At 60.3% G+C, this 23,291-nt stretch carries 19 protein-coding genes; 14 read left to right on the plus strand and 5 right to left on the minus strand.

Annotation, left to right across the window (positions count from 1 at the left end; all coding sequences use genetic code 11):
* Positions 1 to 4 precede the first annotated feature (4 nt).
* The gene (locus tag CS390_RS11450) at positions 5 to 664 is read right to left on the minus strand and encodes a fumarylacetoacetate hydrolase family protein (RefSeq protein WP_099774482.1); all 660 of its coding nucleotides are present in this window, start codon (positions 662 to 664) and stop codon (positions 5 to 7) included.
* 201 nt (positions 665 to 865) lie between these two features.
* On the opposite strand from CS390_RS11450, the gene hpaA reads away from it, so the two are divergent.
* The 13 genes from hpaA (at position 866) to CS390_RS11515 (ending at position 15,270) form a co-directional block, all read left to right on the plus strand.
* Positions 866 to 1,768: a 4-hydroxyphenylacetate catabolism regulatory protein HpaA gene (hpaA, locus tag CS390_RS11455; protein ID WP_099774484.1), complete on the plus strand. Its 903-nt coding sequence runs from the start codon at positions 866 to 868 to the stop codon at positions 1,766 to 1,768.
* 178 nt (positions 1,769 to 1,946) lie between these two features.
* On the plus strand, positions 1,947 to 3,203 hold the full coding sequence (locus CS390_RS11460; RefSeq protein ID WP_099774486.1) for a Bcr/CflA family multidrug efflux MFS transporter: 1,257 nt from the start codon (positions 1,947 to 1,949) through the stop codon (positions 3,201 to 3,203).
* Between the two features lie 99 nt (positions 3,204 to 3,302).
* A complete protein-coding gene (gene hpaR, locus CS390_RS11465) occupies positions 3,303 to 3,725 on the plus strand; it encodes a homoprotocatechuate degradation operon regulator HpaR (protein WP_083199727.1) in 423 nt (140 codons plus the stop codon).
* 92 nt (positions 3,726 to 3,817) lie between these two features.
* The gene (locus CS390_RS11470; RefSeq protein ID WP_099774488.1) at positions 3,818 to 4,018 is read left to right on the plus strand and encodes a hypothetical protein; all 201 of its coding nucleotides are present in this window, start codon (positions 3,818 to 3,820) and stop codon (positions 4,016 to 4,018) included.
* A 76-nt stretch (positions 4,019 to 4,094) separates the two neighbouring features.
* Positions 4,095 to 5,318, plus strand: a complete 1,224-nt coding sequence (locus tag CS390_RS11475; protein ID WP_256587606.1) for a DUF1269 domain-containing protein — start codon at positions 4,095 to 4,097, stop codon at positions 5,316 to 5,318.
* A gap of 10 nt (positions 5,319 to 5,328) precedes the next feature.
* Positions 5,329 to 7,785, plus strand: coding sequence for an AAA family ATPase (locus CS390_RS11480; protein WP_099774490.1), 2,457 nt, complete (start codon positions 5,329 to 5,331; stop codon positions 7,783 to 7,785).
* Between the two features lie 266 nt (positions 7,786 to 8,051).
* Positions 8,052 to 8,828: an ABC transporter ATP-binding protein gene (locus CS390_RS11485; RefSeq protein ID WP_099774492.1), complete on the plus strand. Its 777-nt coding sequence runs from the start codon at positions 8,052 to 8,054 to the stop codon at positions 8,826 to 8,828.
* Entirely contained in the window at positions 8,825 to 9,547 is a 723-nt protein-coding gene (locus CS390_RS11490) for an ABC transporter ATP-binding protein (RefSeq protein ID WP_065757843.1), read from the plus strand. Before CS390_RS11485 ends, CS390_RS11490 begins: the two co-directional genes overlap by 4 nt.
* Positions 9,548 to 9,655: 108 nt before the next feature.
* Entirely contained in the window at positions 9,656 to 10,870 is a 1,215-nt protein-coding gene (locus CS390_RS11495; protein WP_099776653.1) for an ABC transporter substrate-binding protein, read from the plus strand.
* Between the two features lie 73 nt (positions 10,871 to 10,943).
* A complete protein-coding gene (locus CS390_RS11500; RefSeq protein ID WP_065757844.1) occupies positions 10,944 to 11,831 on the plus strand; it encodes a branched-chain amino acid ABC transporter permease in 888 nt (295 codons plus the stop codon).
* 2 nt (positions 11,832 to 11,833) lie between these two features.
* Positions 11,834 to 12,838, plus strand: coding sequence for a branched-chain amino acid ABC transporter permease (locus CS390_RS11505; RefSeq protein ID WP_065757845.1), 1,005 nt, complete (start codon positions 11,834 to 11,836; stop codon positions 12,836 to 12,838).
* 94 nt (positions 12,839 to 12,932) lie between these two features.
* Complete coding sequence (locus tag CS390_RS11510; protein ID WP_065757846.1) at positions 12,933 to 14,201, plus strand: OprD family porin; 1,269 nt, start codon at positions 12,933 to 12,935, stop codon at positions 14,199 to 14,201.
* Positions 14,202 to 14,376: 175 nt separating this feature from the next.
* Positions 14,377 to 15,270, plus strand: a complete 894-nt coding sequence (locus tag CS390_RS11515) for an EamA family transporter (RefSeq protein ID WP_065757847.1) — start codon at positions 14,377 to 14,379, stop codon at positions 15,268 to 15,270.
* Between the two features lie 98 nt (positions 15,271 to 15,368).
* On the opposite strand, the gene CS390_RS11520 is transcribed toward CS390_RS11515, so the two are convergent.
* Together CS390_RS11520 and CS390_RS11525 are read right to left on the minus strand one after the other, a co-directional pair.
* A complete protein-coding gene (locus CS390_RS11520; protein WP_065757848.1) occupies positions 15,369 to 15,863 on the minus strand; it encodes a DUF934 domain-containing protein in 495 nt (164 codons plus the stop codon).
* Positions 15,847 to 17,505: a nitrite/sulfite reductase gene (locus CS390_RS11525; protein ID WP_099774494.1), complete on the minus strand. Its 1,659-nt coding sequence runs from the start codon at positions 17,503 to 17,505 to the stop codon at positions 15,847 to 15,849. The genes CS390_RS11520 and CS390_RS11525 overlap by 17 nt, the downstream gene beginning before the upstream one ends.
* 219 nt (positions 17,506 to 17,724) lie before the next feature.
* Between CS390_RS11525 and CS390_RS11530 the strand changes: the two genes are divergently transcribed.
* Positions 17,725 to 18,807, plus strand: coding sequence for an ABC transporter substrate-binding protein (locus CS390_RS11530; protein ID WP_065757850.1), 1,083 nt, complete (start codon positions 17,725 to 17,727; stop codon positions 18,805 to 18,807).
* 417 nt (positions 18,808 to 19,224) lie between these two features.
* Here the strand turns inward: CS390_RS11530 and CS390_RS11535 are convergent, their stop codons facing one another.
* Both CS390_RS11535 and metH read right to left on the minus strand, forming a co-directional pair.
* Positions 19,225 to 19,443, minus strand: a complete 219-nt coding sequence (locus CS390_RS11535; RefSeq protein WP_065757851.1) for a DUF2970 domain-containing protein — start codon at positions 19,441 to 19,443, stop codon at positions 19,225 to 19,227.
* Positions 19,444 to 19,552: 109 nt separating this feature from the next.
* Positions 19,553 to 23,260 carry a methionine synthase gene (gene metH, locus CS390_RS11540; protein ID WP_099774496.1) on the minus strand — a complete coding sequence of 1,236 codons (3,708 nt, stop codon included), beginning with the start codon at positions 23,258 to 23,260 and terminating at the stop codon, positions 19,553 to 19,555.
* Between the last annotated feature and the right edge of the window lie 31 nt (positions 23,261 to 23,291).

Raw genomic sequence — 23,291 nt, forward strand, 5'->3', positions numbered from 1 at the left:
CCTCTTACTCGGCCACGATGTGGTTAACGAGGCGGCCCAGGCCGCTGATTTCGACTTCGACGCGGTCGCCAGGCAGTACATCGACACGGCCTTCAGGGGTGCCGGTGATCAGCAGGTCACCTTCATGCAGGGTCATGAACTCGCTGAGTTCGGCAATCAGCTGCGCCACCGAGCGGACACAGTTGGCGGTGCTGTTGGACTGGCGCAGTTCACCGTTGACCCAGAGCTTGATATCGAGCGTCTGAGGGTTGGCAACCTGCGAGGTCGGCACCAGCTCCGGGCCGAACGAGCAGAAACCATCACGGCATTTGGCTTTCACGGCAGGGCGGTAGTAGCTGTCTTCCGGAAGGCTGAATTCGTTGACGATGGTGTAGCCGGCCACATAGTCCAGCGCATCTTCGACACTGACGCGGCTGGCGTCCTTGCCAATGACCACGCCCAGCGCGGGGCCTGGTTGCAGGTGCTCGATGCCTTGGGGGTAAACCACTGCATGGTCATGCTGGTTACGGGTGTTGGGGGTCTTGATGAACAACACCGGTTTGACCGGCGGTTGCTTGTAGGGCGGCTCGTTAAAGGCGGCGAGGTGCTGATTCAGCAGCCCCTGATAGTTCAGTGCAACGCCGAACAAGGTGCCGGTCGCAACGTCATGCAGGGCACGGCTCATGCTTTTCTCCTGGCAGGGGCAGGACATGGGCTGCCCTGCGTCTATTTGTTAATGTGTTATCGTTATAATTAATATGTTAACGACCGTCAAGGTATTTGCCATCGCGTCGGCCTTTACCGTGGCAGTGGTACGATGGGCAAACGCCGCGTGACTTGCGAACAGGTCCAGCGTGGCGACCAAGAACAGCATGAGTAGCCCGCGATGAAAGATCGCCATCCGATTCCAAACATCAACATCGGCAAGGTGTACGACCAGCGCTACAGCGATAGCGAAGTGCATTACGACAAGCTGGGTAATCTCGCCGGCTTTTTCGGCCGCAACATGCCGGTGCACCGGCACGACCGCTTTGTTCAGGTGCACTACGTCAAGAGCGGTACGGTGCGGGTTTATCTGGATGACCAGCAGTACGTGGAGGCGGGGCCGATGTTCTTCCTCACGCCGCCGACCATCCCGCACTCGTTTGTCACCGAAGCCGATGCCGACGGCCATGTCCTGACCGTGCGCCAGCAACTGGTCTGGCAACTGATGGAGGCAGAGCCCGGCTTGATCCCGGGGCCGCGTTTGCCGGCTGCCTGCGTGGCCCTCGGTCGGCTCTCGGGGGCGTACCAGGAAGAGGCGCGTCGCCTGGAGTTCCTGTTCGAGACATTGCGCGAAGAAAACAGTCAGTCGTTGCCTGGCCACGCTTCGGCACTGTCGAGCCTGACGCGCTTGATCATGATCAGCCTGTTGCGGCTGTGCGCCAATTCGCTTGAGGCAACACCGGCTCGGCACGAAGACTTGCAGATCTTCCACCGCTTCAATGAGTTGATCGAGCGCCACTACCGCGAGCACTGGGCGCTGTCGGCCTATGCTTCGGCCATCGGCGTGACCGAGGCGCGGCTCAATGACGTATGCCGACGCATCGCTGACTTGCCGTCCAAGCGTTTGGTGCTGGAGCGGGTCATGCAGGAGGCGAAGCGGCTGCTGTTGTTTACCGGCAGTTCGGCCAACGAGATCTGCTATCAGCTGGGCTTCAAGGATCCGGCGTACTTCAGCCGGTTTTTTCAGCGTTACGCGCAAATCACGCCAGGCGAGTACCGGCAGCGTCAGGTGGGCTTGCGATAGGGAGTGCATGGCGCCTCTGCCTTTTTTATTGGCCGATGGTGGCGCCTGCAGGGCTGCGCGGAAATGGCTTTTCCGGGTGATGTATTGCACTTTTCATGACGGGTAGGCGGTAGGGCTCTTCAGTTGCATAGTTAATATGCTAACGTTCTCGTCCCTGTTCGTCGGTGTCTGTGTGCCCATGACTACTGTTGCCCGTCCCGATCGCTTGCTTGTGCTGCTGGCTGCGCTCGTTGCCTTTGCCCCGTTGTCGATCGATACCTACCTGCCCAGCTTGCCGGAGATCGCCAATAGCCTGGCGGCCAGCCAGACGCAGGTGCAAATGACCATCGGCGTTTTTCTGCTCGGCCTGTGCGTCGGCATGTTGTTTTACGGGCCGCTTTCAGACCGCTTTGGTCGCCGCCCGATTCTGCTGGCCGGCCTGGCGCTGTACCTGCTGGCCAGTGTCGGCTGCATGGCCGCATCCAGTGTTGAGCAGTTGATCGCCTGGCGTTTCTTTCAGGCGTTGGGTGGTGCCGCAGCGTCGGTGCTGGCCAGGGCCATTGTCAGGGACCTGTATCCGCTGAATCAGGCGGCGCGAGCGCTGTCGTTGATGCACCTGGTGACCATGATCGCCACCCTGGCGGCACCGCTGGCGGGCAGTGCGCTGCTGAGCCTGAGTGGTTGGCGCAGTATATTCGGCGCATTGCTGCTGTTCTCGGTGCTGTGCCTGTTGGCGTCGCTGCGCTGGATCCCGGAAACCCACCCGGCCAGCCGCCGTGGCCGTTCAGTGGGCGCTGCGTTTGCCGCCTACTGGCACATTGGCACGCAACGTCGGGCCTTGGGCTGCATGCTGTGCATGGGGTTTTCCTTTGGCGGGATGTTTGCCTTCATCACCGCCTCACCGTTCGTCTATGTGGAATATTTTGGCGTTTCGCCAAGCGACTACGCCTGGCTGTTCGGGATGAACATCGCTGGAATCATCGTCATGACCTTCGTCAACGCACGGCTGGTCACTCGGGTGGGAACGCTACCGATGCTGGGCGTAGGCGCGGTGTTGGCGGCGCTTTCGGGGGTGGCCTTGGCTGTGGTCGGCTTCACCGGGGTGGCCGGCCTGGCGGCAATGGCCACGTGCATCCTCGTGTATGTAAGCGTTACCGGGCTGTTGGGTGCCAACAGCGTGGCGCGTCTATTGGCCCTGTACCCTCAGCAGGCTGGCGCCGCCGCTGGTTTGGCGGTGTCTGGGCAGTTTGCCTGTGGCGCCGGTTTCAGTGCGCTGGTCAGCTACTTCGCCAATGGCACGCCATTGCCGATGTGCCTGGCCATAGCGGCTGCCGGTGTTGCCAGCCTTGGTGCGTTCCTGCTGATCTATCTGGGGCGTGGCGAGGCGTGTTCGGGGTTGGCAGGCCAGTTCCAGCCGGGGAGTGCCCCTGGAGGTCGCCAAGGTTCTAGTGGGTAACAATTTGTATTTTGTTAACATGTTTATTTTTCGTAGGTGCCCTTGCTGCCACTTCGGGGCACCCTTAAACTGCCACCTCATTCATTGTTTAACTCAATCATGGCTATTCCCAGACCTTCCCTGACCCTCACGTTGCTTCAGGCACGTGAAGCGACCATGTCCTTTTTCCGCCCTGCGCTGAACGCCCAAGACCTGACCGAGCAGCAATGGCGGGTCATCCGTATCCTGCGTCAGCAGGGCGAGCTTGAAAGCCATCAACTCGCGCACCTGGCGTGCATTCTCAAGCCAAGCATGAGTGGTGTGCTCAAGCGCCTGGAGCGCGATGGCCTAGTGTCACGGCGCAAATCCACGGAAGACCAGCGGCGTATCTTCATCAGCCTGACCGTGCAGGGCCATCAGTGCTTCCTGGAAATGAGCGAGCAGATGGAGCGTAACTACCAGGAGATCCAGCGTCAGTTCGGTGAAGAGAAACTCGACCAACTGATGGGCTTGCTGAACGAATTGAAGAAGATCAAACCCTGAGCGCGGGGGTTCCTGAAGCGAACCATTGACGATTACGCCAAGCACGCCTATACAGGCGCCTTGGATGTATTGGCTCAATGCAGGAACCCTTCATGAACGACGAGATTGATATTCACGAACCCGAGCACGATCACCTGCTCGATCATGAGTTCGATGAAGACTTCGATGCGGTAGAGGCTGAAGCCAACCCGCTGTTCGACCACGCCGATGACGACGACAGCGAAGACGACGACGCCGAGTGGGATGAACTTGATCGCGAAGATCAAGAAAGTTGGGAGCGTAACCTCGACTGATCGCTGGCCGTGATGCCTGCTTGCCACGGCCCCTTTCCCATACCCGCACGTTTAAAAACCCTCAGGACACGCTGCCATGAGCCAGCCACAAGGCCCCGTCATGCCTAATGTTTGTGCAAATTCTCCTCAAGACGATGCTGTTTACGAACAGCAGGCGGATGTTCTGAGCGATGCGGCATTCGCGGACGTGAGCAGTGCACCCAAGGCTATCGAGGTGATCTGCCGGTTCATCCGCTCCTATGATCAGCACCGTCATGAGATGCCGCTGGCGCAGTGGCTGGTGCACGAGTTCAACCAGCAGCCAGACCTGTGGGCGAACAAGGCTGAGGCTGAACGTGTCGCGCAGGTGCTCATTGATTCGGTAACCCGCACAAACCAGCACAAGGCCTCGCTGCAGCAGCACCTGGACATGGGCAAAAGCGCGACCAACTGGCTGGCCAGGGAGTTGGAGCAGGACGCCCAGCGTAACCCCGACCTTAACCTGCCGGACTACGCCGCTCAGGTGCAGGGGATGCTGCAGTCGGCCAATGCTGCGCTGTTGCCGGGGATGCAGCCGGACATCCGCCAGACCACGCTGCCCAGTGAAGTGCTGCGCCCAAGTATCTGGGACGACAACGCCCGGCTGGCGGTCAGTAAGGAGATCAACAATCAGGCGCTGCTCAATGCGGCGCTGAATGCCTCCTGCCACGGTGCACGCATTCTCGGCCAGCGGGCCTGGAACTGGATGCGGGGTGAGGAAAACGCACCGGCCAGCGAGGCCCTGCAGGCATTTTTCGACAGCTCGCTGAAGTCGGCCCAGCACGTCGGCGCACAGGTTGCCGTTTCGGGCGGGGTGCTGGTGGCCGCCAAGCGCGGTTGGCTGGGCCTGCCCGCTGAAACGCCGGTCGAGGTGATTGCTGCAACGACCTATACCGGTCTTGAGCAGGCCAAGGCGCTGTACAAGTTGGGGCAGGGTGACATCCTTGCCGACAGTGCCATTAATGCCATCGAACAGACCACGCTGGTGGCCGCGCGATCATTGGCGCAGATGGCCGAAGAAAAAGGCGCAGAGCTCGGCACGCAGTGGGGCATGTCGCTAGGCGCAGCGTTTGGCCCTCAGGGCGTGGCCGTGGGTGGCATGTTGGGCGGTATTGCCGGGCGTCTTGGTGGTAAGGCGGTGGGCGCACTCATTGAAAAGGGCGGCCGGAAGATTGTCGAAGTGGCCAGCAAGGTCGTCAGGAAAGTCAGCGAGGGGATCAGGGAGGCGGTGTCGGCGTTTGCCGATGGCGTGAAGAATTTCGTCGGTGGGTTGTTCAACTGAGGTGATGTCGATGACGAACAAACCGGTATTTTCGGCGCAACTGGAAGCGCAGTTGCGCGCCGGTGCCCCCGCCATTTTCATCCACTCCGCCGAAGAAGCCCGTGTCGATCAGTTGCTGATCGCGCTTCAAGAGCGGCTCGGGCTCAAACGTATCCATGAGTGGAACCTGGGCCATGGCTGGGTCGACTTCACGAACAAACAGCCGCTGAGCAACCCGGACTCTGGCACTACCGAGCTGGAGCATGCGCTGCTTCAGTTGCTGGATGCAGACCTGGAGCAGACGCTGATTCTGATCAAGGGGGCGCGGCTTGCGCTGGAGAACAACCGCCTGGCGATTGCCCGCCTCAAACAATTGCTCAACCGAATCGAGCGTGGCCATGCCATTGGTTGTTCGGTCATCCTGGTGTCCGAGTCGGTGTGCATCCCTGCTTCGATCGAGTCTCAAGTCACCTTGTTGCCGCTTCCACTGCCGGATCGCGAGGACATTCAAGCGCTGCTGGCGCAGGCCGATGCCAGTGGGCAACTGACCCTGCCAGGCGATCTGGTTGACCTGGCGGTGTCCGGACTGAGCGGGTTGACCGCCAGCGAGATCGGCCGGTTGTTGCGGATAGTCAGCCTGCAGACGCCGGTGCTGACTGAGCAGGGGTTGAAAACCATGCTCCATGAGAAGGAACAGATCATCGCCAAAAGCGGTGTACTGGCGTTGGTTCGCGTCGATGAAGCGCCGGACGACATCGGCGGGCTGGAGAAGCTCAAACACTGGCTGGCACAACGTGCGGCCATTGTGTCGCAGTTGGACAAAGCCACCCGGCAAGGGGTCAAGGCACCGAAAGGGGTACTGATTGCAGGCATGCCCGGTTGCGGTAAATCGCTGACCGCCAGGGTCGCTGCCAGCCTGTTCCAATTGCCCCTGCTGCGCCTGGATATCGGCTCGCTGCTGGGGAAATACGTCGGTGAAAGCGAGCACAACATGCGTCGCGCCTTGAACATGGCGGAGATGGTCAGCCCGTGCATTCTTTGGGTCGATGAGCTGGAGAAGGCCTTTGTCGGCATGGGCGGCGGCAATGCCTCGGAAGTCACTGCGCGGCTGCTGGGCTACTTCCTGACCTGGATGCAGGAGAAGACTGGAGCGGTGTTCGTCATTGCCACCGCCAATGACATCAGCGCACTGCCACCTGAGTTGTTGCGCAAAGGCCGTTTCGACGAGATTTTCTACGTCGGCTTCCCCAACGCGGTGGAGCGCGAACATATTCTGAAGATTCACCTGCGCAAGGCCCGCCAGCCGGTGGACGGCTTGGACTTGCCTGAGCTTGTCCAGCAGTGCCGTGACTACTGTGGTGCGGATATCGAGAACGCGGTCAACGAAGCCCTGGCCAATGCCTTCATTGCTGGCAGCCCGCTGACGCAAACGCATTTGGCCGAGGCTATCCAGTCCACCATTCCTTTGCGGGAAACCTTGCGCGAGCAGGTTGGTAAGTATGAAGAGCTGTTCGAGAAGCTCAAGTTGCGCCCGGCGTCCGAGTATCAAGGCTTGAGTGTGGCACAGATGATCAGGATGGCCGCAGACCCCAATCAGGTGAAACGTGAAGAAGTGGCAAGCAACCCCGATTGCCCGGACGATCAACTGGAGAAGCTGGCGGGTGATTCGCAACGCAGTGTGGTGAAGGCGGTTTACGAGAACCCACGCTGCCCTGAGCGGCTGTTGACGATGCGTATCAACATTGCACAGAACAGCCCGCTCTACGATGTTGAACTACTCGCGTTGGCCTGCCTGAACGATAACGCGCCAGAAGATTTGCTGGTGCGTCAGGTCAAGGACGGGCAGGTTGCCAGGGAGCTGCGGGCCAAATTGGCCGGTCGCGTGAAAGGCCCGATGCTGCTGCAGTTGTTGGCGAGCGACCCGGAGGTTGAGGTGCGTCGAGGGCTGGCGAGCAACCCGGCCCTGCCTGAAGTCATGCAGTTGCAGCTGCTCAAGGACAAGGATACCTCGGTCGTGGCGGCGTTGATTCTCAACCCTTCGTTGGCGAGTGGCGCAGAACGGCAACTGCTTGAACATGGCGACAGCAGTATCAAGCAAGCCTTTGCCAAACGCCCTGAACTGACCGAGGCCGAGCAGCAGCTGTTGCTGAAGAATGCCGATGCGGCACTGAAGATCATGCTTTCGCTGCATCCGAAGCTGGCGCACGGTGTGCAGTTGCTACTGGCCAAAGACCCGCTGCAGAGCGTACGGCTCAACCTGGCCGGGAATCCGGGCTTGAGCAAGGCGACGCAGGTGGTGTTGGCTGGGGATACGTACGGCGCTGTGAAAGTGGCGCTGGCCAAGAACCCGGGGCTATGCCTGGATGACGCGGATCAACTGAGCTTGAAGAAATACGTCCTGGAAAACCGCCATTTGGCAGGTGGCTTCGGTGTCGGAGTAGGGGGCTCGCTGGCAGGCGTGTTCAGCTGGTCTGGCAAAACGAGCTAGGTCGTTTGCGCGTCTGCGAAAAACCAACTACGGCGTAGATCACAGCCAAGTATCGTTTCAGCACGGGCAAAGTGTTTTATCCCGATTTTGCCCGTCATTTCCCGACATTTTTTGTCACATTTCGCCACTGTTAAAATTTCTTCCTGCTCTTCATGTTATTACCGTTTACGTAAAGGTAATCTTCGTCTAGTGTTTGCGTTTACGTAAAGGGAAGAACACCCGCAGCGCCATAACCAATAAAAATAATCAAGGTTAGAGGGCTACACATGTCACCAGAGTTCGTGTTGGAAACACGTGGCTTGACCAAGGAATTTCGCGGTTTCACCGCGGTCGACTCGGTAGATCTACGTGTACAGAAGGGACACATCCACGCGCTGATCGGGCCTAACGGGGCCGGCAAAACCACCGTATTCAACCTCCTTACCAAGTTCCTCACGCCCACCCGTGGCGAGATCCACTACCTTGGCAAGCCGATCACCGGCATGCAACCCAACGAAATCGCCCGTCTTGGTCTGGTGCGTTCTTTCCAGATATCGGCGGTGTTCGGCCACATGAGTGTGGTGGAAAACGTGCGGGTAGCGCTGCAGCGCAAGTTGCGCAACTCGTTTCATTTCTGGAAGTCCGAACGCAGCCTCGACGCCCTCAATGAGCGTGCGTTGCAGATGCTGGATGACGTCGACCTGCTCTCCTATGCCGATACCTTGACCATCGAGTTGTCCTATGGGCGCAAGCGCGCGTTGGAGCTGGCGACCACGCTGGCGCTGGACCCGACCGTGCTGTTGCTCGACGAGCCGACCCAGGGCATGGGCCACGAGGACGTTGAAATGGTCATTGGCCTGGTGCGTCGCGCGGCAGTAGGGCGCACCGTACTGATGGTGGAGCACAACCTCAATGTGGTCAGCCAGTTGTGCGACCGCATTACGGTACTGGCGCGTGGTTCGATCCTCGCTGAAGGTGACTACGCCAGTGTTTCGGCAAATCCGCAGGTGCGTGAAGCCTACCTGGGCAGTGAAGCAGTCTGCCTCGAGGAGGCCCACGCATGAGCAGCCTGAACGTTCCGGATTTCGAGCAACTGCGTATCAGCGACCTGCATGCCTTCTATGGCGAGTCGCATATCCTGCACGGCATCGACATGCAGGTACGGCGGGGTGAACTGGTCACCTTGTTGGGGCGCAACGGCGCGGGGCGCTCGACGACCTTGCGCGCGATCATGAACATGGTCGGCCGCCGCACCGGCTCGATCATGGTCAATGGCAACGAAACCATCGGCATCGCCGCTCACCTGATCCCGCGTCTGGGGGTCGGTTATTGCCCTGAAGAGCGCGGTATCTTTGCCAGCCTCAACGTCGAGGAAAACCTGCTGCTGCCGCCAATGGTGCGCAGCGATGGCATGAGCCTGGACGACATCTACGCGATGTTCCCCAACCTTTATGAGCGCCGTTTCAGCCAGGGCACACGCCTGTCGGGTGGCGAGCAACAGATGCTGGCGATGGCGCGCATCCTGCGCACCGGGGCCAATCTGCTGCTACTCGATGAGATCACCGAAGGCCTGGCCCCTGTCATCGTGCAGAAGCTGGCCGAGGTGTTGATCAAGCTCAAGCAGAAGGGCCTGACCATCGTACTGGTGGAGCAGAACTTCCGTTTTGCGGCGCCGCTGGCCGATCGTCATTACCTGATGGATCACGGCCAGATTGTCGAGGAAATCAGTGCTGCCGAGCTGGATGCGAAACAGGAACTGCTGAACCGCTGTCTCGGCGTCTGAGCGCCGTTTAACCCCTGTGCTGTTTACGTCGGCGTGGCGTCAGTCATGCCGGGCGGGGGTCGCTTTGCCCTTTACAACAACAATAACTGTGGAAAGTGGGTGAACTACATGAAGGTTTTCCAAAAGACTGCTTGCGCCATGCTCGCCTCCGGCCTGATCGCCGGTGCTGCCCAGGCCCAGATCAGCGACGATGAAATTCGCATTGGTTACCTGGCCGACATGTCCGGTACTTACCGTGACCTTTCCGGCCCGGGCGGCCTGGAGGCGCTGAACATGGCGGTCGAAGATTTCGGCGGTCAGGTCAATGGCAAGAAAATCGTGGTCTTCAGCGCCGACGACCTTAACAAGCCGGATGTCGGTGCCAACACCGTGCGTCAGTGGGTCGATGAGCGCAATGTCGACATGGTCACCGGGATGGTGGCGTCCTCGGTCGTGCTGGCGGCAAGCAAGGTGGTGGAACAGTCCGGCAAACTGGCGCTGATCTCCGGTGCGGCCGCCTCAAGCCTGACCAACGAATATTGCTCGCCCAACCACATCCACTGGACCTATGACTCCTACGCCCTGGCCAATGGCACGGCCAAGTCGGTACTCGCTTCCGGGGGCAAGAACTGGTTCATCCTGACCGCCGACTATGCCTTCGGTCATGCGATGGAGAAGGACATCACCAAGGTCGTCCAGAGCGACGGTGGCAAGGTGGTTGGCACGGTTCGCCATCCGTTCCCCAGCAGTGATTTCTCCTCCTACATCCTCCAGGCCCAAGGGTCTGGTGCGGATGTGATTGCCTTCGCCAACGCCGGTGCCGACACGGTCAACTCGCTGATGACCGCAAGCCAGTTCGGTGTTGCCCAGTCCGGGCAGAAGCTGGCGGGTATGGTGGTGTTCCTCAACGACATCCATGCCATGGGCCTGGACGTTACCCAAGGGTTGATGCTGACCACGGGCTGGTACTGGGACATGAATGATGAAAGCCGTGCCTGGGCCCAGCGCTACTACAAACGCTTCGGCAAGATGCCGGGCATGGTTCCGGCGGGCATCTACTCGGCAACCACGAACTACCTGAACGCAATCAAGGCCACCGGCAGTGACGAGGCGCAGGCGGTACGAACCCAAATGATGGCCACCCCGGTCAATGACATGTTCGCCAAGAATGGCAAGATCCGCGCTGACGGCCGCATGGTTCACGACATGTACCTGGCGCAGGTGAAAACCCCGGCCGAGTCGAAGGGGGAGTGGGACCTGTACAAGATCGTCAGCACCATTCCTGGCGATGAGGCCTACCGGCCGATGTCCGAAAGCACCTGCAAACTGCTGCCGAAAAGCTGACCGGCAACTGAATCAGGCTACGCGCCCGGTTGCTTGCAGCCGGGTGTCACGGACTTCCAGCGGATGGTAATTCATGACTATCGTATTCGGCATTCCCCTGAGCGTACTGCTCGGTCAACTGCTGCTCGGGCTGATCAACGGGACGTTCTATGCCTTGCTCAGCCTGGGCCTGGCGATCATCTTCGGCTTGCTGCGGATCATCAACTTCGCCCATGGCGCCCAATACATGCTCGGTGCGTTCGCGGCCGTGCTTGGGCTCAATTACCTGGGTGTGAACTACTGGGTCGCCCTGGTGCTGGCACCGTTACTCGTCGGCGCGCTGGGCATGCTCATCGAGCGCGGCCTGTTGCGGCGCATCGCCGGTGAAGACCACCTCTACGGGCTGTTGCTGACCTTTGGCCTGGCGCTGATCGTTGAAGGCACCTTCGTCAAACTGTTCGGTGTATCCGGTTCCTCCTACCCCATGCCTGAGCAACTCAAGGGCGGCGTCAACCTGGGCTTCATGTTTCTGCCCATCTACCGCGCCTGGGTGGTGGTAGCGGCCTTGGTGGTGTGCCTGGCGACCTGGTTCATGATCGAGCGCACGCGCCTGGGTTCCTACCTGCGTGCGGGTACCGAAAACCCGAAATTGATGCAGGCGTTCGGCATCAACATGCCGCTGCTGATCACCCTGACCTATGGCTTCGGTGCTGCCTTGGCGGCCTTCGCCGGCGTATTGGCTGCACCGATCTACTCGGTGACGCCGACCATGGGCGCCAACCTGTTGATCGTGGTGTTCGCCGTGGTGGTGATCGGCGGCATGGGTTCGATCATGGGCGCGATTGTCACCGGCCTGGCCATGGGCCTGATCGAAGGGCTGACCAAGGTGTTCTATCCAGAGGCGGCCAATACCGTGGTGTTCCTGGTGATGGTACTCGTGTTGCTGGTTCGTCCTGCGGGACTGTTCGGGAAAGAGGTGTGACGATGACGAGTCTGGAGATCAAGCAGGGCGCTGGCGTCCTGCAACCGAATGTCGTACAGGAGCGTCGTCAGGCGGCGGCACGGCGCAAGCGCTGGTTCTACCTGGCGCTGTTGGGCGTAGCGCTGCTCGCACCACTGGCGGTGTACCCGGTGTTCCTGATGAAACTGCTGTGTTTTGCGCTGTTTGCCTGTGCGTTCAACCTGCTGCTGGGCTATGCCGGGCTGTTGTCGTTCGGCCACGCGGCGTTTCTCGCCTCGGGCGGCTACGTCACGGGTTACGTGCTGAGTGCGTACAGCGGCCTGGGAACCGAGTTGGGCATTCTTGCCGGAACCCTGGCGTCCACCGCGCTCGGGCTGGTGTTTGGCCTGCTGGCGATCCGGCGCCAGGGTATTTACTTCGCGATGATCACCCTGGCCTTGGCGCAGTTGGTGTTCTTCATCTTTGTCCAGGCGCCGTTCACTGGTGGTGAGAACGGTCTGCAGGGCGTGCCCCGTGGGCAGTTGTTCGGGGTCTTCGACCTGAACAACAACCTGACCCTGTACTACTTCGTCCTGGCCGTATTCGTGTTCGGCTTCGCCGTGATCCAGCGCACGATCCATTCACCTTACGGCCAGGTGCTCAAGGCCATCCGCGAGAACGAACCACGGGCGATCTCGCTGGGCTACAACGTCGAGGCGCACAAGCTGCTGGCCTTTGTGATTTCCGCAGCGTTGACCGGCCTGGCCGGTTCGACCAAGACCGTGGTGTTCCAGCTGGCCTCGTTGACCGACGCGCACTGGCACATGTCCGGCGAGGTGATCCTGATGACCCTGCTCGGTGGCGTCGGCACGGTGTTTGGCCCACTGGTCGGCGCCGGCATCGTGGTCACCCTGCAGAGCTACCTGTCCAATGGGCCTTTGGGTGAGTGGGTGCATGTGATCCTCGGTTTGATCTTCGTCATCTGCGTGCTGTTGTTCCGGGTCGGCATCGTCGGCTGGGTGCTGAAACTCGCACGGCGCAATTTCTAAGGGCAGCGTTGCAGGCAACGCTGGGGGAATACCGCACAGACGCTGGTCTGGGCTTGGTACGGGTGCATCAGCACGCTAATAAGAAGAGAGACCTATGAGCGCAATTCGTTCTACCCGCATTCTGTTGTTACCTGGCCTTGCCGGGGCCATTGGCGTTTGCTCACCGGCGTCCGCTGCGTTTCTGGAGGACAGTAAAGCCAGTGTGGAGATGCGCAACTTCTACATGAACCGCGACTTCCGCCAGCACGCGGCGCCGCAGAACAAGGGTGAGGAATGGGCGCAGGGTTTCATCATGCGCTATGAGTCCGGATTCACCGAGGGCACCGTAGGCTTTGGTGTCGACGCCTTGGGCCTGCTCGGGGTCAAGCTCGACTCAAGCCCCGACCGTGCTGGCGCAACCGGCTTGCTGCCGCGCGGCGCCCAGTCGAAGCGGGCACCTGACGACTACAGCGAGCTGGGGCTGGCCGCCAAGGTCCGGGTATCGAAATCCACCCTCAAGGTCGGCACCCTGATCCCCATGCTGCCGGTGCTGACGCCGAACAACTCGCGCCTGCTACCGCAGACCTTCGAGGGTGGTTGGCTGAACTCCATGGACCTCAGTGGCCTGACCTTCGACGCCGGGCGCCTGACTCAGGTGAACCAGCGCGACTCGACCAACCGTGAAGACATGACCCTGATGAAGGGCCCTCGGCGCAATATCGTCACCACCGGCAAGGCGACATCGGACAAGTTCGATTTCGTCGGTGGTACCTACGCCTGGAGCAAGACGCTGAGCACGGGTTACCACTACGCGCAGTTGGAAGACCTGTACAAGCAGCATTTCCTGACGTTGGTGCATGTATTGCCCATCGCCGAAGGGCAATCCTTGAAGTCTGACCTGCGTTTTGCCGATGCCAGCGATGATGGCCGCAGCAACGTCGACAACACCTTGCTCAGTGGCATGTTCACTTACACCCTGGGGGCTCATGCTTTTGGTCTCAGCTACCAGAAAATGAACGGTGATACCGGCTTTGCCAACGTTCAGGGTGCCGACCCTTACCTGGTCAACCTGGTGCAGATCAACGACTTCGCCAATCAGGACGAGCGCTCCATGCAAGCCCGTTACGATTACAACTTCGCGGCCTGGGGTATTCCCGGCCTGACCTTCATGACCCGCTACGTCAAAGGTGATCAGATCGAGCTTGGCGCGGCAGGCGGCGAGGGCAAGGAATGGGAACGTAACACCGATATCGGCTATGTCGTTCAAAGTGGTCCACTGAAGAACGTCGGTATCAAATGGCGAAATGCAACCTACCGCTCCAGCTTTGCCAGCGACATCGACGAAAACCGCCTGATCCTCAGCTACAGCCTGCCGCTCTGGTAAGTGCGGTAACGTGCTGAACAGGGCCCGACTCGGCAACGATCGGGCCTTTTTCCTGCGTGGTTGTGAATAGCTGCAGCGATGACGCAAACAGACTATCGGGTGGCAGTTGCGGGTATGACGGGCCCGCGCATAAGGCTATGCTGTTTCGACATATTACAAGGCGTGCGAGGGAAGGATGCCAGTCAAGGATCTGCTGTTGGCGTTGGTGGTGATCATCGCCTGGGGTGTCAATTTCGTGGTGATCAAGGTGGGCCTCGATGGGCTACCACCCATGCTGCTGGGCGGGCTGCGCTTTTTGCTGGTGGCGTTTCCGGCGATTCTGTTTATCAAGCGTCCCGCGCTTCCCTGGCGTTGGCTGATTGCCTACGGCGCCACGATTTCGCTGGGCCAGTTTGCCTTCCTGTTCGAGGCCATGGGTAACGGCATGCCACCGGGGCTGGCGTCCTTGGTGTTGCAGTCGCAGGCCTTCTTCACCCTGTTTTTCGCCGCCATTTTTCTTGGCGAGCGCCTGCGTGTGGCCAGCGTGCTGGGGCTGCTGGTGTCGGCGGGTGGGCTGGTGTTGATTGGCAGTGAAAATGGTACCAGTGTCCCGGTTTTCGCCCTGATCCTGACGTTGTGTGCTGCCGCCAGTTGGGCGATAGGTAACATCATCACTCGACGCTTCGGCAATGTGGACCTGGTTGCATTGGTCATCTGGGGCGGCTTGATTCCACCGCTGCCGTTTTTTGCGTTGTCCTGGTGGCTGGAAGGGCCGGCGCTGATTGAAGCTTCGCTGCGGGGTATCGGCCTGAGCTCGATCCTCTCGCTTGCATACCTGGCCTTTGTCGCCACTATGATCGGCTACAGCCTGTGGAGCCGGTTACTGTCGCGTCACCCGGCGGGCAAGGTCGCGCCATTTTCGTTGCTGGTACCGGTGGTGGGGCTCAGTTCCTCGGCGCTGCTGCTGGATGAGCGATTGAGCGATGTGCAGTGCTGGGGCGCATTGCTGGTCATGGGCGGTTTGTTGATCAATGTGTTTGGCCCGCGCCTGCTGCAGCGTTTGCGTACAACTCAAGCGCAAGTGTCCTGAAGCGCGGGTGGCCTGAAAAAAAACACCCTGCGAAGGCGTAGGCCTTGCAGGGTGTTTTGGTGTGACTCAGCGTTGCCCGCATCTGCGGGCTTTCGCTATCAGCGGCGGCGGAACAGCGGCAGCGGCTGGTCGGTGGCGGCCTGATAGGTCACCGAGAAGTCCTTGAGGCTTTCCAGGGCTTCGTACGGGTCCTTGTCGGCACGTACCGCGAAGGCATCGAAACCACAGCGGGCCATGTAGAACAGCTGGTCGCGCAGCACATCGCCGATTGCGCGCAGCTCGCCCTTGAACTGGTACCGGTCACGCAGCAAACGTGCGTTGGAGTAGCTGCGGCCATCGGTGAATGCCGGGAAGTTCAAGGCGATGACCTGGAACTGGTCAGCATCTTCACCGATTTCCTCGGCTTCTTCGTCGCTGTCCAGCCACACGCCCAGGCCGCCATCGCGGGCCTTGAGGGCATGGGCGTGATCGCGCCACAGCTGCAGCGGTACGATGTAGTCGTCGCAGTTGCTCAGCTCGTCCAAGGTGACGTCCTTGGGCAGCAGGTGCCAGGTTTCGTCGACGACCTGGTTGTTCTTAATGATTCGCTGCATAGACGCGCTCCTTGAAGGGGTCAATGCCAATACGTTGATAGGTGTCGATGAAGCGCTCGTCTTCGGTACGTTGTTCTACGTACACGTCGATCAGCTTTTCGATCACATCCGGCATGGCATCCTGGGCGAACGAAGGGCCGAGGATTTTGCCCAGGCTGGCATCGCGGCTGGCGCTGCCACCGAGGGAAACCTGGTAGAACTCTTCGCCTTTCTTGTCCACACCGAGAATACCGATGTGGCCCACGTGGTGGTGACCGCAGGCGTTCATGCAACCGGAGATGTTCAGGTCCAGCTCGCCGATGTCGAACAGGTAGTCCAGGTCATCGAAGCGGCGCTGGATGGACTCGGCAATCGGGATCGACTTGGCGTTGGCCAGGGAGCAGAAGTCGCCGCCCGGGCAGCAGATGATGTCGGTCAGCAGGCCGATGTTCGGGGTGGCGAAGCCATTTTCGCGCAGCTCAAGCCACAGTGCGTGCAATTGGCGTTGCTCGACGTCGGCCAGAATGATGTTCTGCTCGTGGGAGGTGCGCAGTTGACCGAAGCTGTAGCGCTCGGCCAGGTCGGCAACGGCGTCCAGTTGCTTGTCGGTCAGGTCGCCTGGGGCCACGCCAGTCGGTTTCAGCGACAGGGTGACAGCCACGTAGCCTGAGCGTTTGTGCGCACGGGTGTTGCGCGCACGCCAGCGGGCGAAACCTGGGTGTTGCTGCTCCAGTTCGGCCAGCTCGTGGTCGAGGTTTTCCAGCGCCTTGTACTCAGGGTCAACGAAGTGCTTGGCGACGCGGTGCAATTCGGCTTCGGTCAGCGTGGTGCTGCCGCCACGCAGGTGAGCCATTTCGGCATCGACCTTCTCGGCGAACACTTCTGGAGTGAGCGCCTTGACGAGGATCTTGATCCGCGCCTTGTACTTGTTGTCGCGTCGGCCGTAGCGGTTGTAAACCCGCAGGATGGCATCCAGGTAGCTGAGCAGGTCCTGCCACGGCAGGAACTCGTTGATAAATGCACCCACCACCGGGGTACGGCCCAGGCCGCCACCGACCAGTACACGGAAACCCAGATCGCCGGCTGCGTTACGCACCGGTTCCAGGCCAATGTCATGAACTTCGATAGCGGCGCGGTCGTTGACCGAACCGTTGATGGCGATCTTGAACTTGCGCGGCAGGTAGGCGAATTCAGGGTGGAAGGTGGTCCACTGGCGAACGATCTCGCACCATGGGCGCGGGTCGATCAATTCATCGGCGGCCACACCGGCAAACTGGTCGGTGGTGACGTTGCGCAGGCAGTTGCCGCTGGTCTGGATCGCGTGCATCTGCACGGTAGCCAGTTCGGCCAGAATCTCCGGAATGTCTTCCAGTGCCGGCCAGTTGTACTGGACGTTCTGCCGGGTGCTGATGTGGGCATAGCCCTTGTCGTAGTCGCGCGCGATCTTCGCCAGCATCCGCGTCTGACGCGACGTCAGCTGGCCATAGGGCACCGCGACCCGCAGCATGGGGGCAAAACGTTGGATATAGAGGCCATTCTGCAGGCGCAGGGGGCGAAACTCTTCTTCACTGAGCTCACCGGCCAGGTAGCGTCGGGTCTGATCACGGAACTGCTTGACGCGGTCCTCGATGATCCGCTGATCGTACTCGTCGTATACGTACATAAGGGTCCTGTTTTCAGGCTGCAGGCAGCTAATCGCGCGCACGGCCGCGCACTCCGGAGCGGAGCTGTGGAAAGATATCAGCTTGTGTTTATGCGCAAAAGTGAAGTTTTTGCATATGCAAAGAACCATTTGGACTAAGTGAGACTGTGTTGCGTTTAGCCATCGGGCAGGTTGGGGGCGTTATACTGCGCCGCTTTATTCTGTGCGAGCCTGTTCCCCATGCTGAAAGCTCTGGCTAGATGCCTGTTGCTGAGTCTGCCATTGGCAGCCAATGCTCAGGTGCCCTCGGTGGTTTTTTTGAACCCGGGGTATTCCAATGAGACTTTCTGGCTCAGTTACTCGCGCTTCATGCAAGCGGCTGCCAGTGATCTTGGCATGCAGTTGCGGGTCGAATACAGCGAACGTGAGCCGGCGCGTGCCATGACGCTGGCACGGCAAGTGCTGGAGGGGCCGCAGCGCCCTGACTACCTGGTGCTGGTCAATGAGCAATATATAGCGCCGGAGATCATTCGCCTGTCCCGTGGCAGCGGGGTAAAGCTGTTTCTGGTCAACAACGGTTTGACGCCCGACCAGACGCGGCTCATTGCCGACAGCCCGGACAAATACCCGCAACCTATCGCGACCCTGGTCACAAATGACGAGGAGGCGGGCTATCGCATGCTCACGGCATTGATTGCCCAGGTGCCGGCGCCTGCGAAGGGCCAGCAAATCGAATTGCTGGCGTTTTCCGGGATGAAAATCACCCCGGCCTCGCAACTGCGCGAGCGCGGCATGCGTCGGGCGCTTGCCGAGCACCCCGAGGTGAACCTTCGCCAAGTGGTCTATGGCGGTTGGGGTCGGGAACGGGCGTATGAGCAGGCCAGTCAGTTGCTGCATCGCTATCCGAACACCCAACTGGTCTGGTCGGCTAACGATGAAATGGCCTTTGGCGCGATGCAGGCGTTCGAGGAAGCCGGGCGCAAACCCGGCAAGGATGTCTACTTCAGTGCCGTCAACAGCTCGCCAGAGGCCTTGCAGGCGCGTATCGACGGGCGCCTGAGCGTACTCATGGGTGGGCATTTCACACTCGGTGGCTGGGCCATGGTGTTGTTGCACGACGATGCGCTCGGGTTGCCGATCAGCCGCGATGGCCAGCATCGGTACCAGGTGCCTGTGCTTCAGCTCATTGATCCCGCTCGAGCCCGGCGCTGGCTGAAGCTGGTCAACGAGCCCGACTATGGCCTGGACTTCAATCGTTTCAGCGCCGAAGGCAAGGCGCGCAGTTTTCGCTACCCATTCCTGACGGCGCCGGTGGACTACTAGGCTCTGTACGAAAAGCCTTGATACTCGGTGATGCTGCGTTGAAAACAGCCTCGGAATGCTCATTTACAACCCGTAAACTCCGCTTCCTCGGCTGTTTTCGCCTTGCCTGACCTTCGTCTCAAGACTTTTCATACAGACCCTAACCGACGAACAGCCAAAAGACCTGGCTTGAGCAAAGGGCATCGCTGGGCTTAACTGCTACAGGTGTCATGCATTCCCATAACCACTACAAGAGGCGATGCAATGGGAAATTCAACCAAGTCGGTTAAGAGTGACAGTCATGTCGACGCTTGGGCGACACTCTGCCTGATCATCCTGGTGGTCGTGACAGCCGTGTACTGGGTCAGTCATCAGTGACATCACCCGCTGGGTAGCATGAGACCGCCTGCAGCATGGAACCTGCGGGCGGTTTGCGTTTCAGGCGGCGGTCAGGTGCAGGGCCAGTTTTACCAACCCCAGCAGTACCAGAATAAACAGCAAGGTGAACAGCGTACCCAGGACAATGAAGTGACTGGGTTTGCCGTGGGTGAAATCGCGCGCGCGGTTCTTGTTGCTCTGCACGCCGAAGGCGGCGGCCAGCACGCTTTGCAGCATTTGCCAGAAGGTCGGTGGCTTGCCTTGGGCGGGGTCGTCCATGATCAGCTCCTGTGGGCGGAAGGCCTGTCCACAGTGTAGCCCCTCAAGGAGCGTCTGCGGGGCGCGACACAATGTCGACCCTGCAACCGCCCATACCGATGACCGATGCTTAAGCGTCGTACCCCAGGTTGGGTGCCAGCCAGCGCTCGCTGACGCTCAGGTCCTGGCCTTTGCGCGCCGTATAGCTCTGCACCTGATCCTTGTCGACCTTGCCCACGGCGAAATACTGTGCCTGTGGGTGGGCGAAGTACCAGCCGCTGACCGCTGCTGCCGGGAACATTGCATAGTGCTCGGTCAGGGTGACGCCGCTCTGGCCTTGCTCGCCGATTTCGGTACCGTCGAGCAGTTGGAACAGGGTGCCTTTTTCAGTGTGGTCCGGGCAGGCGGGGTAGCCAGGGGCCGGACGGATGCCCAGGTACTGTTCCTTGATCAGCGCTTCGTTACTCAGTTCCTCGTCTTTGGCATAGCCCCAGTACTGCTTGCGCACCTGTTCGTGCAGCCATTCGGCGCAGGCTTCGGCCAGGCGGTCGGCGAGTGCCTTGACCATGATCGAGCTATAGTCGTCGCCTTTGTCCTGATAGGCCTTGGCGACTTCTTCGGCACCAATGCCGGCGGTGGTGATGAAACCACCGACATAGTCGGTCACGCCGCTGTCTTTCGGTGCCACGAAGTCGGCCAGGGAGAAGTTGGGCTTGCCGTCGGTCTTGATGGTCTGCTGGCGCAGATGGTGCAGCAGGGCCAGTGGCTGGCCATCCTGTCCATAGACTTCGATGTCGTCGTGGTTGACCTGGTTGGCCGGCCAGAAGCCGAACACTGCCCGGGCGCTGATCAGTTTTTCATCGATCAGCTTGCGCAGCATCTGTTGGGCGTCTTCGTACAGCGCCGTGGCCGCTTCGCCGACGACTTCGTCGGTGAGGATGCGCGGGAACTTGCCCGCCAGGTCCCAGGAGATGAAGAACGGCGTCCAGTCGATGTACTCGGCCAGTACGTTCAGGTCGATGTTTTCCAGTACCTTGGCGCCGGTGAAAGTCGGCACGACCGGCTGATAGCCAGCCCAGTCGAACGATGCCTTGGCCGCGATGGCCTGAGCGTAGCTCAAGCGCTCGGTGCGGGCGCTGCGGTTGGCGGTACGTTCACGTACTTCGACGTACTCCTGGCGGGTCCGCTCGACGAAGCCGGCTTTCAGCTCCTTGGACAGCAGCTGCGTGGCGACGCCGACGGCACGCGAGGCGTCAGTGACGTATACGACGGCGTCGTTGCTGTACTTGGGCTCGATCTTGACCGCGGTGTGCGCCTTGGAGGTGGTCGCGCCGCCGATCATCAGCGGCAGGTGGAAGTCCTGACGCTGCATCTCGCGGGCGACATGCACCATTTCGTCCAGTGACGGCGTGATCAGCCCGGACAGGCCGATGATGTCGCACTTCTGCTCGCGGGCCACTTGCAGGATTTTTTCGGCCGGCACCATCACGCCGAGGTCGACGATGTCGTAGCCATTACAGCCCAGCACCACGCCGACGATGTTCTTGCCGATGTCATGCACGTCGCCTTTTACCGTGGCCATGAGGATCTTGCCCTTGGCTTCCGGCTTGTCGCCTTTCTCGGCTTCGATGAACGGAATCAGGTGGGCCACCGCCTGCTTCATCACCCGTGCCGACTTGACCACTTGCGGCAGGAACATCTTGCCGGCGCCAAACAGGTCACCCACCACGTTCATGCCGCTCATCAGCGGGCCTTCGATGACCTCGATCGGACGTGCGCACTGTTGGCGGCATTCCTCGGTGTCCTCGACGATAAACGCAGTGATGCCTTTGACCAGGGCGTGCTCCAGGCGCTTGCCGACGGGCAGTGAACGCCATTCCTCGCTTTCGACTTCCTTGGTGGCGCCGCCACCCTTGTAGTCATCGGCGATGGCCAGCAGGGCGTCGGTGCCTTCGGGGGTACGGTTGAGTACCACGTCCTCGACCCGTTCGCGAAGGGCAGGGGGGATCTCATCGTAGATCTCCAACTGACCGGCGTTGACGATACCCATGGTCAGGCCGTTCTGGATCGCATGGTAGAGAAACACCGAGTGGATCGCTTCACGGACCGGGTTGTTGCCCCGGAAAGAGAACGACACGTTGGACACACCGCCCGAGGACAGTGCATGGGGCAGGTGGTCGCGGATGTAGGCGCAGGCTTCGATGAAGTCCACGGCGTAGTTGTTGTGTTCCTCGATGCCGGTGGCCACGGCGAAGATGTTCGGGTCGAAAATGATGTCTTCCGGCGGGAAGCCCACTTCATTGACCAGAATGTCGTAGCTGCGTTGGCAGATTTCACGTTTGCGCGCGGCGGTATCGGCCTGGCCGACTTCGTCGAAGGCCATCACCACCACGGCAGCGCCATAGCGCTTGCACAACTTGGCGTGATGCTTGAAAGCGTCGACGCCTTCCTTCATCGAGATCGAGTTGACGATGCCCTTGCCCTGAATGCACTTCAGGCCCGCTTCGATCACCTCCCACTTGGAGGAGTCGATCATGATCGGTACGCGGGAGATGTCTGGCTCGCCGGCAATCAGGTTGAGGAACTTGACCATGGCCGCCTGGGAGTCGAGCATCCCTTCGTCCATGTTGATGTCGATGACCTGGGCGCCGGCTTCGACCTGCTGCAGGGCGACTTCCAGGGCTTCGGTGTAGTTTTCTTCGCGGATCAGCCGGGCGAACTTGGCGGAACCGGTGATGTTGGTACGCTCACCGACGTTGACGAACAGCGAGTTGCGGTCGATGGTGAACGGTTCCAGGCCCGACAGTCGGCAGGCCTTGGGGATGTCTGGAATAGCCCGTGGTGGGTACTTGGCCACTGCTTCGGCAATCGCCTGGATGTGCGCAGGCGTGGTCCCACAGCAGCCGCCGATAATGTTCAGGAAGCCGCTGGCGGCGAACTCTTCAACGACGGCGGCCATTTCCGCCGGGGTTTCGTCGTACTCGCCGAACGCGTTCGGCAGGCCGGCGTTAGGGTGTGCAGAAACCTGGGTGTCGGCCTTGCTCGACAGTTCTTCCAGGTACGGGCGCAGGTCCTTGGCACCCAGGGCGCAGTTCAGGCCCACCGAAATCGGTTTGGCATGGCGTACCGAGTTCCAGAACGCTTCGGTCGTCTGCCCGGACAGGGTGCGGCCCGAGGCATCGGTAATGGTGCCGGAAATCATGATCGGCAATTCGACATTGTCTTCCTCGAACACCTGCTGCACGGCGAAGATTGCCGCTTTGGCGTTGAGAGTGTCGAAGATGGTTTCGATCAGGATCAGGTCGGCCCCGCCTTCGATCAGGCCACGGGTGGCCTCGATGTAGTTGGTCACCAGTTCGTCGAACGTGACGTTGCGGTAGCCGGGATCGTTGACGTCCGGGGAGATCGAGCAGGTGCGGCTGGTCGGGCCGAGCACGCCGGCTACGAAGCGTGGGCGATCCGGGGTTTCCAGTGTCTTGGCGTCGGCCACCTGGCGGGCAATGCGGGCGCCCTCGACGTTCAGTTCATACACCAGCGCTTCCATGCCGTAGTCGGCCTGGGAGATCTGCGTGGCGTTGAAGGTGTTCGTCTCCAGAATGTCGGCACCGGCATCCAGGTACGCTTTCTCGATTGCGGCGATGACGTCGGGGCGCGATAGCAGCAACAGGTCATTGTTGCCCTTGACGTCGCTGGGCCAGTCGGCGAAGCGCGTGCCACGATAGTCGTGTTCCTCCAGACGGTAGCTTTGGATCATAGTACCCATGCCGCCATCGAGGATCAGGATGCGCTCTTTGAGTGCTTTCTGAAGTGCTTGGAAACGAGCGCTGCGGTCAGACATAGGACTACCTGGTCGGGCAAAGACAAAAGTT

Source organism: Pseudomonas sp. HLS-6 (genome assembly GCF_002753995.1).
GTDB classification, from domain to species: domain Bacteria; phylum Pseudomonadota; class Gammaproteobacteria; order Pseudomonadales; family Pseudomonadaceae; genus Aquipseudomonas; species Aquipseudomonas defluvii.

Bases quoted from the DNA above. Each gene is read 5' to 3' on its own strand.
- CS390_RS11490 (WP_065757843.1), top strand. From the start codon at position 8,825: ATGAGCAGCCTGAACGTTCCGGATTTCGAGCAACTGCGTATCAGCGAC.
- CS390_RS11520 (WP_065757848.1), bottom strand. From the start codon at position 15,863: ATGCAGCGAATCATTAAGAACAACCAGGTCGTCGACGAAACCTGGCAC.
- CS390_RS11510 (WP_065757846.1), top strand. From the start codon at position 12,933: ATGAGCGCAATTCGTTCTACCCGCATTCTGTTGTTACCTGGCCTTGCC.
- CS390_RS11470 (WP_099774488.1), top strand. From the start codon at position 3,818: ATGAACGACGAGATTGATATTCACGAACCCGAGCACGATCACCTGCTC.
- CS390_RS11485 (WP_099774492.1), top strand. From the start codon at position 8,052: ATGTCACCAGAGTTCGTGTTGGAAACACGTGGCTTGACCAAGGAATTT.
- CS390_RS11480 (WP_099774490.1), top strand. From the start codon at position 5,329: ATGACGAACAAACCGGTATTTTCGGCGCAACTGGAAGCGCAGTTGCGC.
- CS390_RS11500 (WP_065757844.1), top strand. From the start codon at position 10,944: ATGACTATCGTATTCGGCATTCCCCTGAGCGTACTGCTCGGTCAACTG.
- CS390_RS11505 (WP_065757845.1), top strand. From the start codon at position 11,834: ATGACGAGTCTGGAGATCAAGCAGGGCGCTGGCGTCCTGCAACCGAAT.
- metH (WP_099774496.1), bottom strand. From the start codon at position 23,260: ATGTCTGACCGCAGCGCTCGTTTCCAAGCACTTCAGAAAGCACTCAAA.
- CS390_RS11450 (WP_099774482.1), bottom strand. From the start codon at position 664: ATGAGCCGTGCCCTGCATGACGTTGCGACCGGCACCTTGTTCGGCGTT.
- hpaA (WP_099774484.1), top strand. From the start codon at position 866: ATGAAAGATCGCCATCCGATTCCAAACATCAACATCGGCAAGGTGTAC.
- CS390_RS11535 (WP_065757851.1), bottom strand. From the start codon at position 19,443: ATGGACGACCCCGCCCAAGGCAAGCCACCGACCTTCTGGCAAATGCTG.
- hpaR (WP_083199727.1), top strand. From the start codon at position 3,303: ATGGCTATTCCCAGACCTTCCCTGACCCTCACGTTGCTTCAGGCACGT.
- CS390_RS11460 (WP_099774486.1), top strand. From the start codon at position 1,947: ATGACTACTGTTGCCCGTCCCGATCGCTTGCTTGTGCTGCTGGCTGCG.
- CS390_RS11475 (WP_256587606.1), top strand. From the start codon at position 4,095: ATGAGCCAGCCACAAGGCCCCGTCATGCCTAATGTTTGTGCAAATTCT.
- CS390_RS11530 (WP_065757850.1), top strand. From the start codon at position 17,725: ATGCTGAAAGCTCTGGCTAGATGCCTGTTGCTGAGTCTGCCATTGGCA.
- CS390_RS11515 (WP_065757847.1), top strand. From the start codon at position 14,377: ATGCCAGTCAAGGATCTGCTGTTGGCGTTGGTGGTGATCATCGCCTGG.
- CS390_RS11525 (WP_099774494.1), bottom strand. From the start codon at position 17,505: ATGTACGTATACGACGAGTACGATCAGCGGATCATCGAGGACCGCGTC.
- CS390_RS11495 (WP_099776653.1), top strand. From the start codon at position 9,656: ATGAAGGTTTTCCAAAAGACTGCTTGCGCCATGCTCGCCTCCGGCCTG.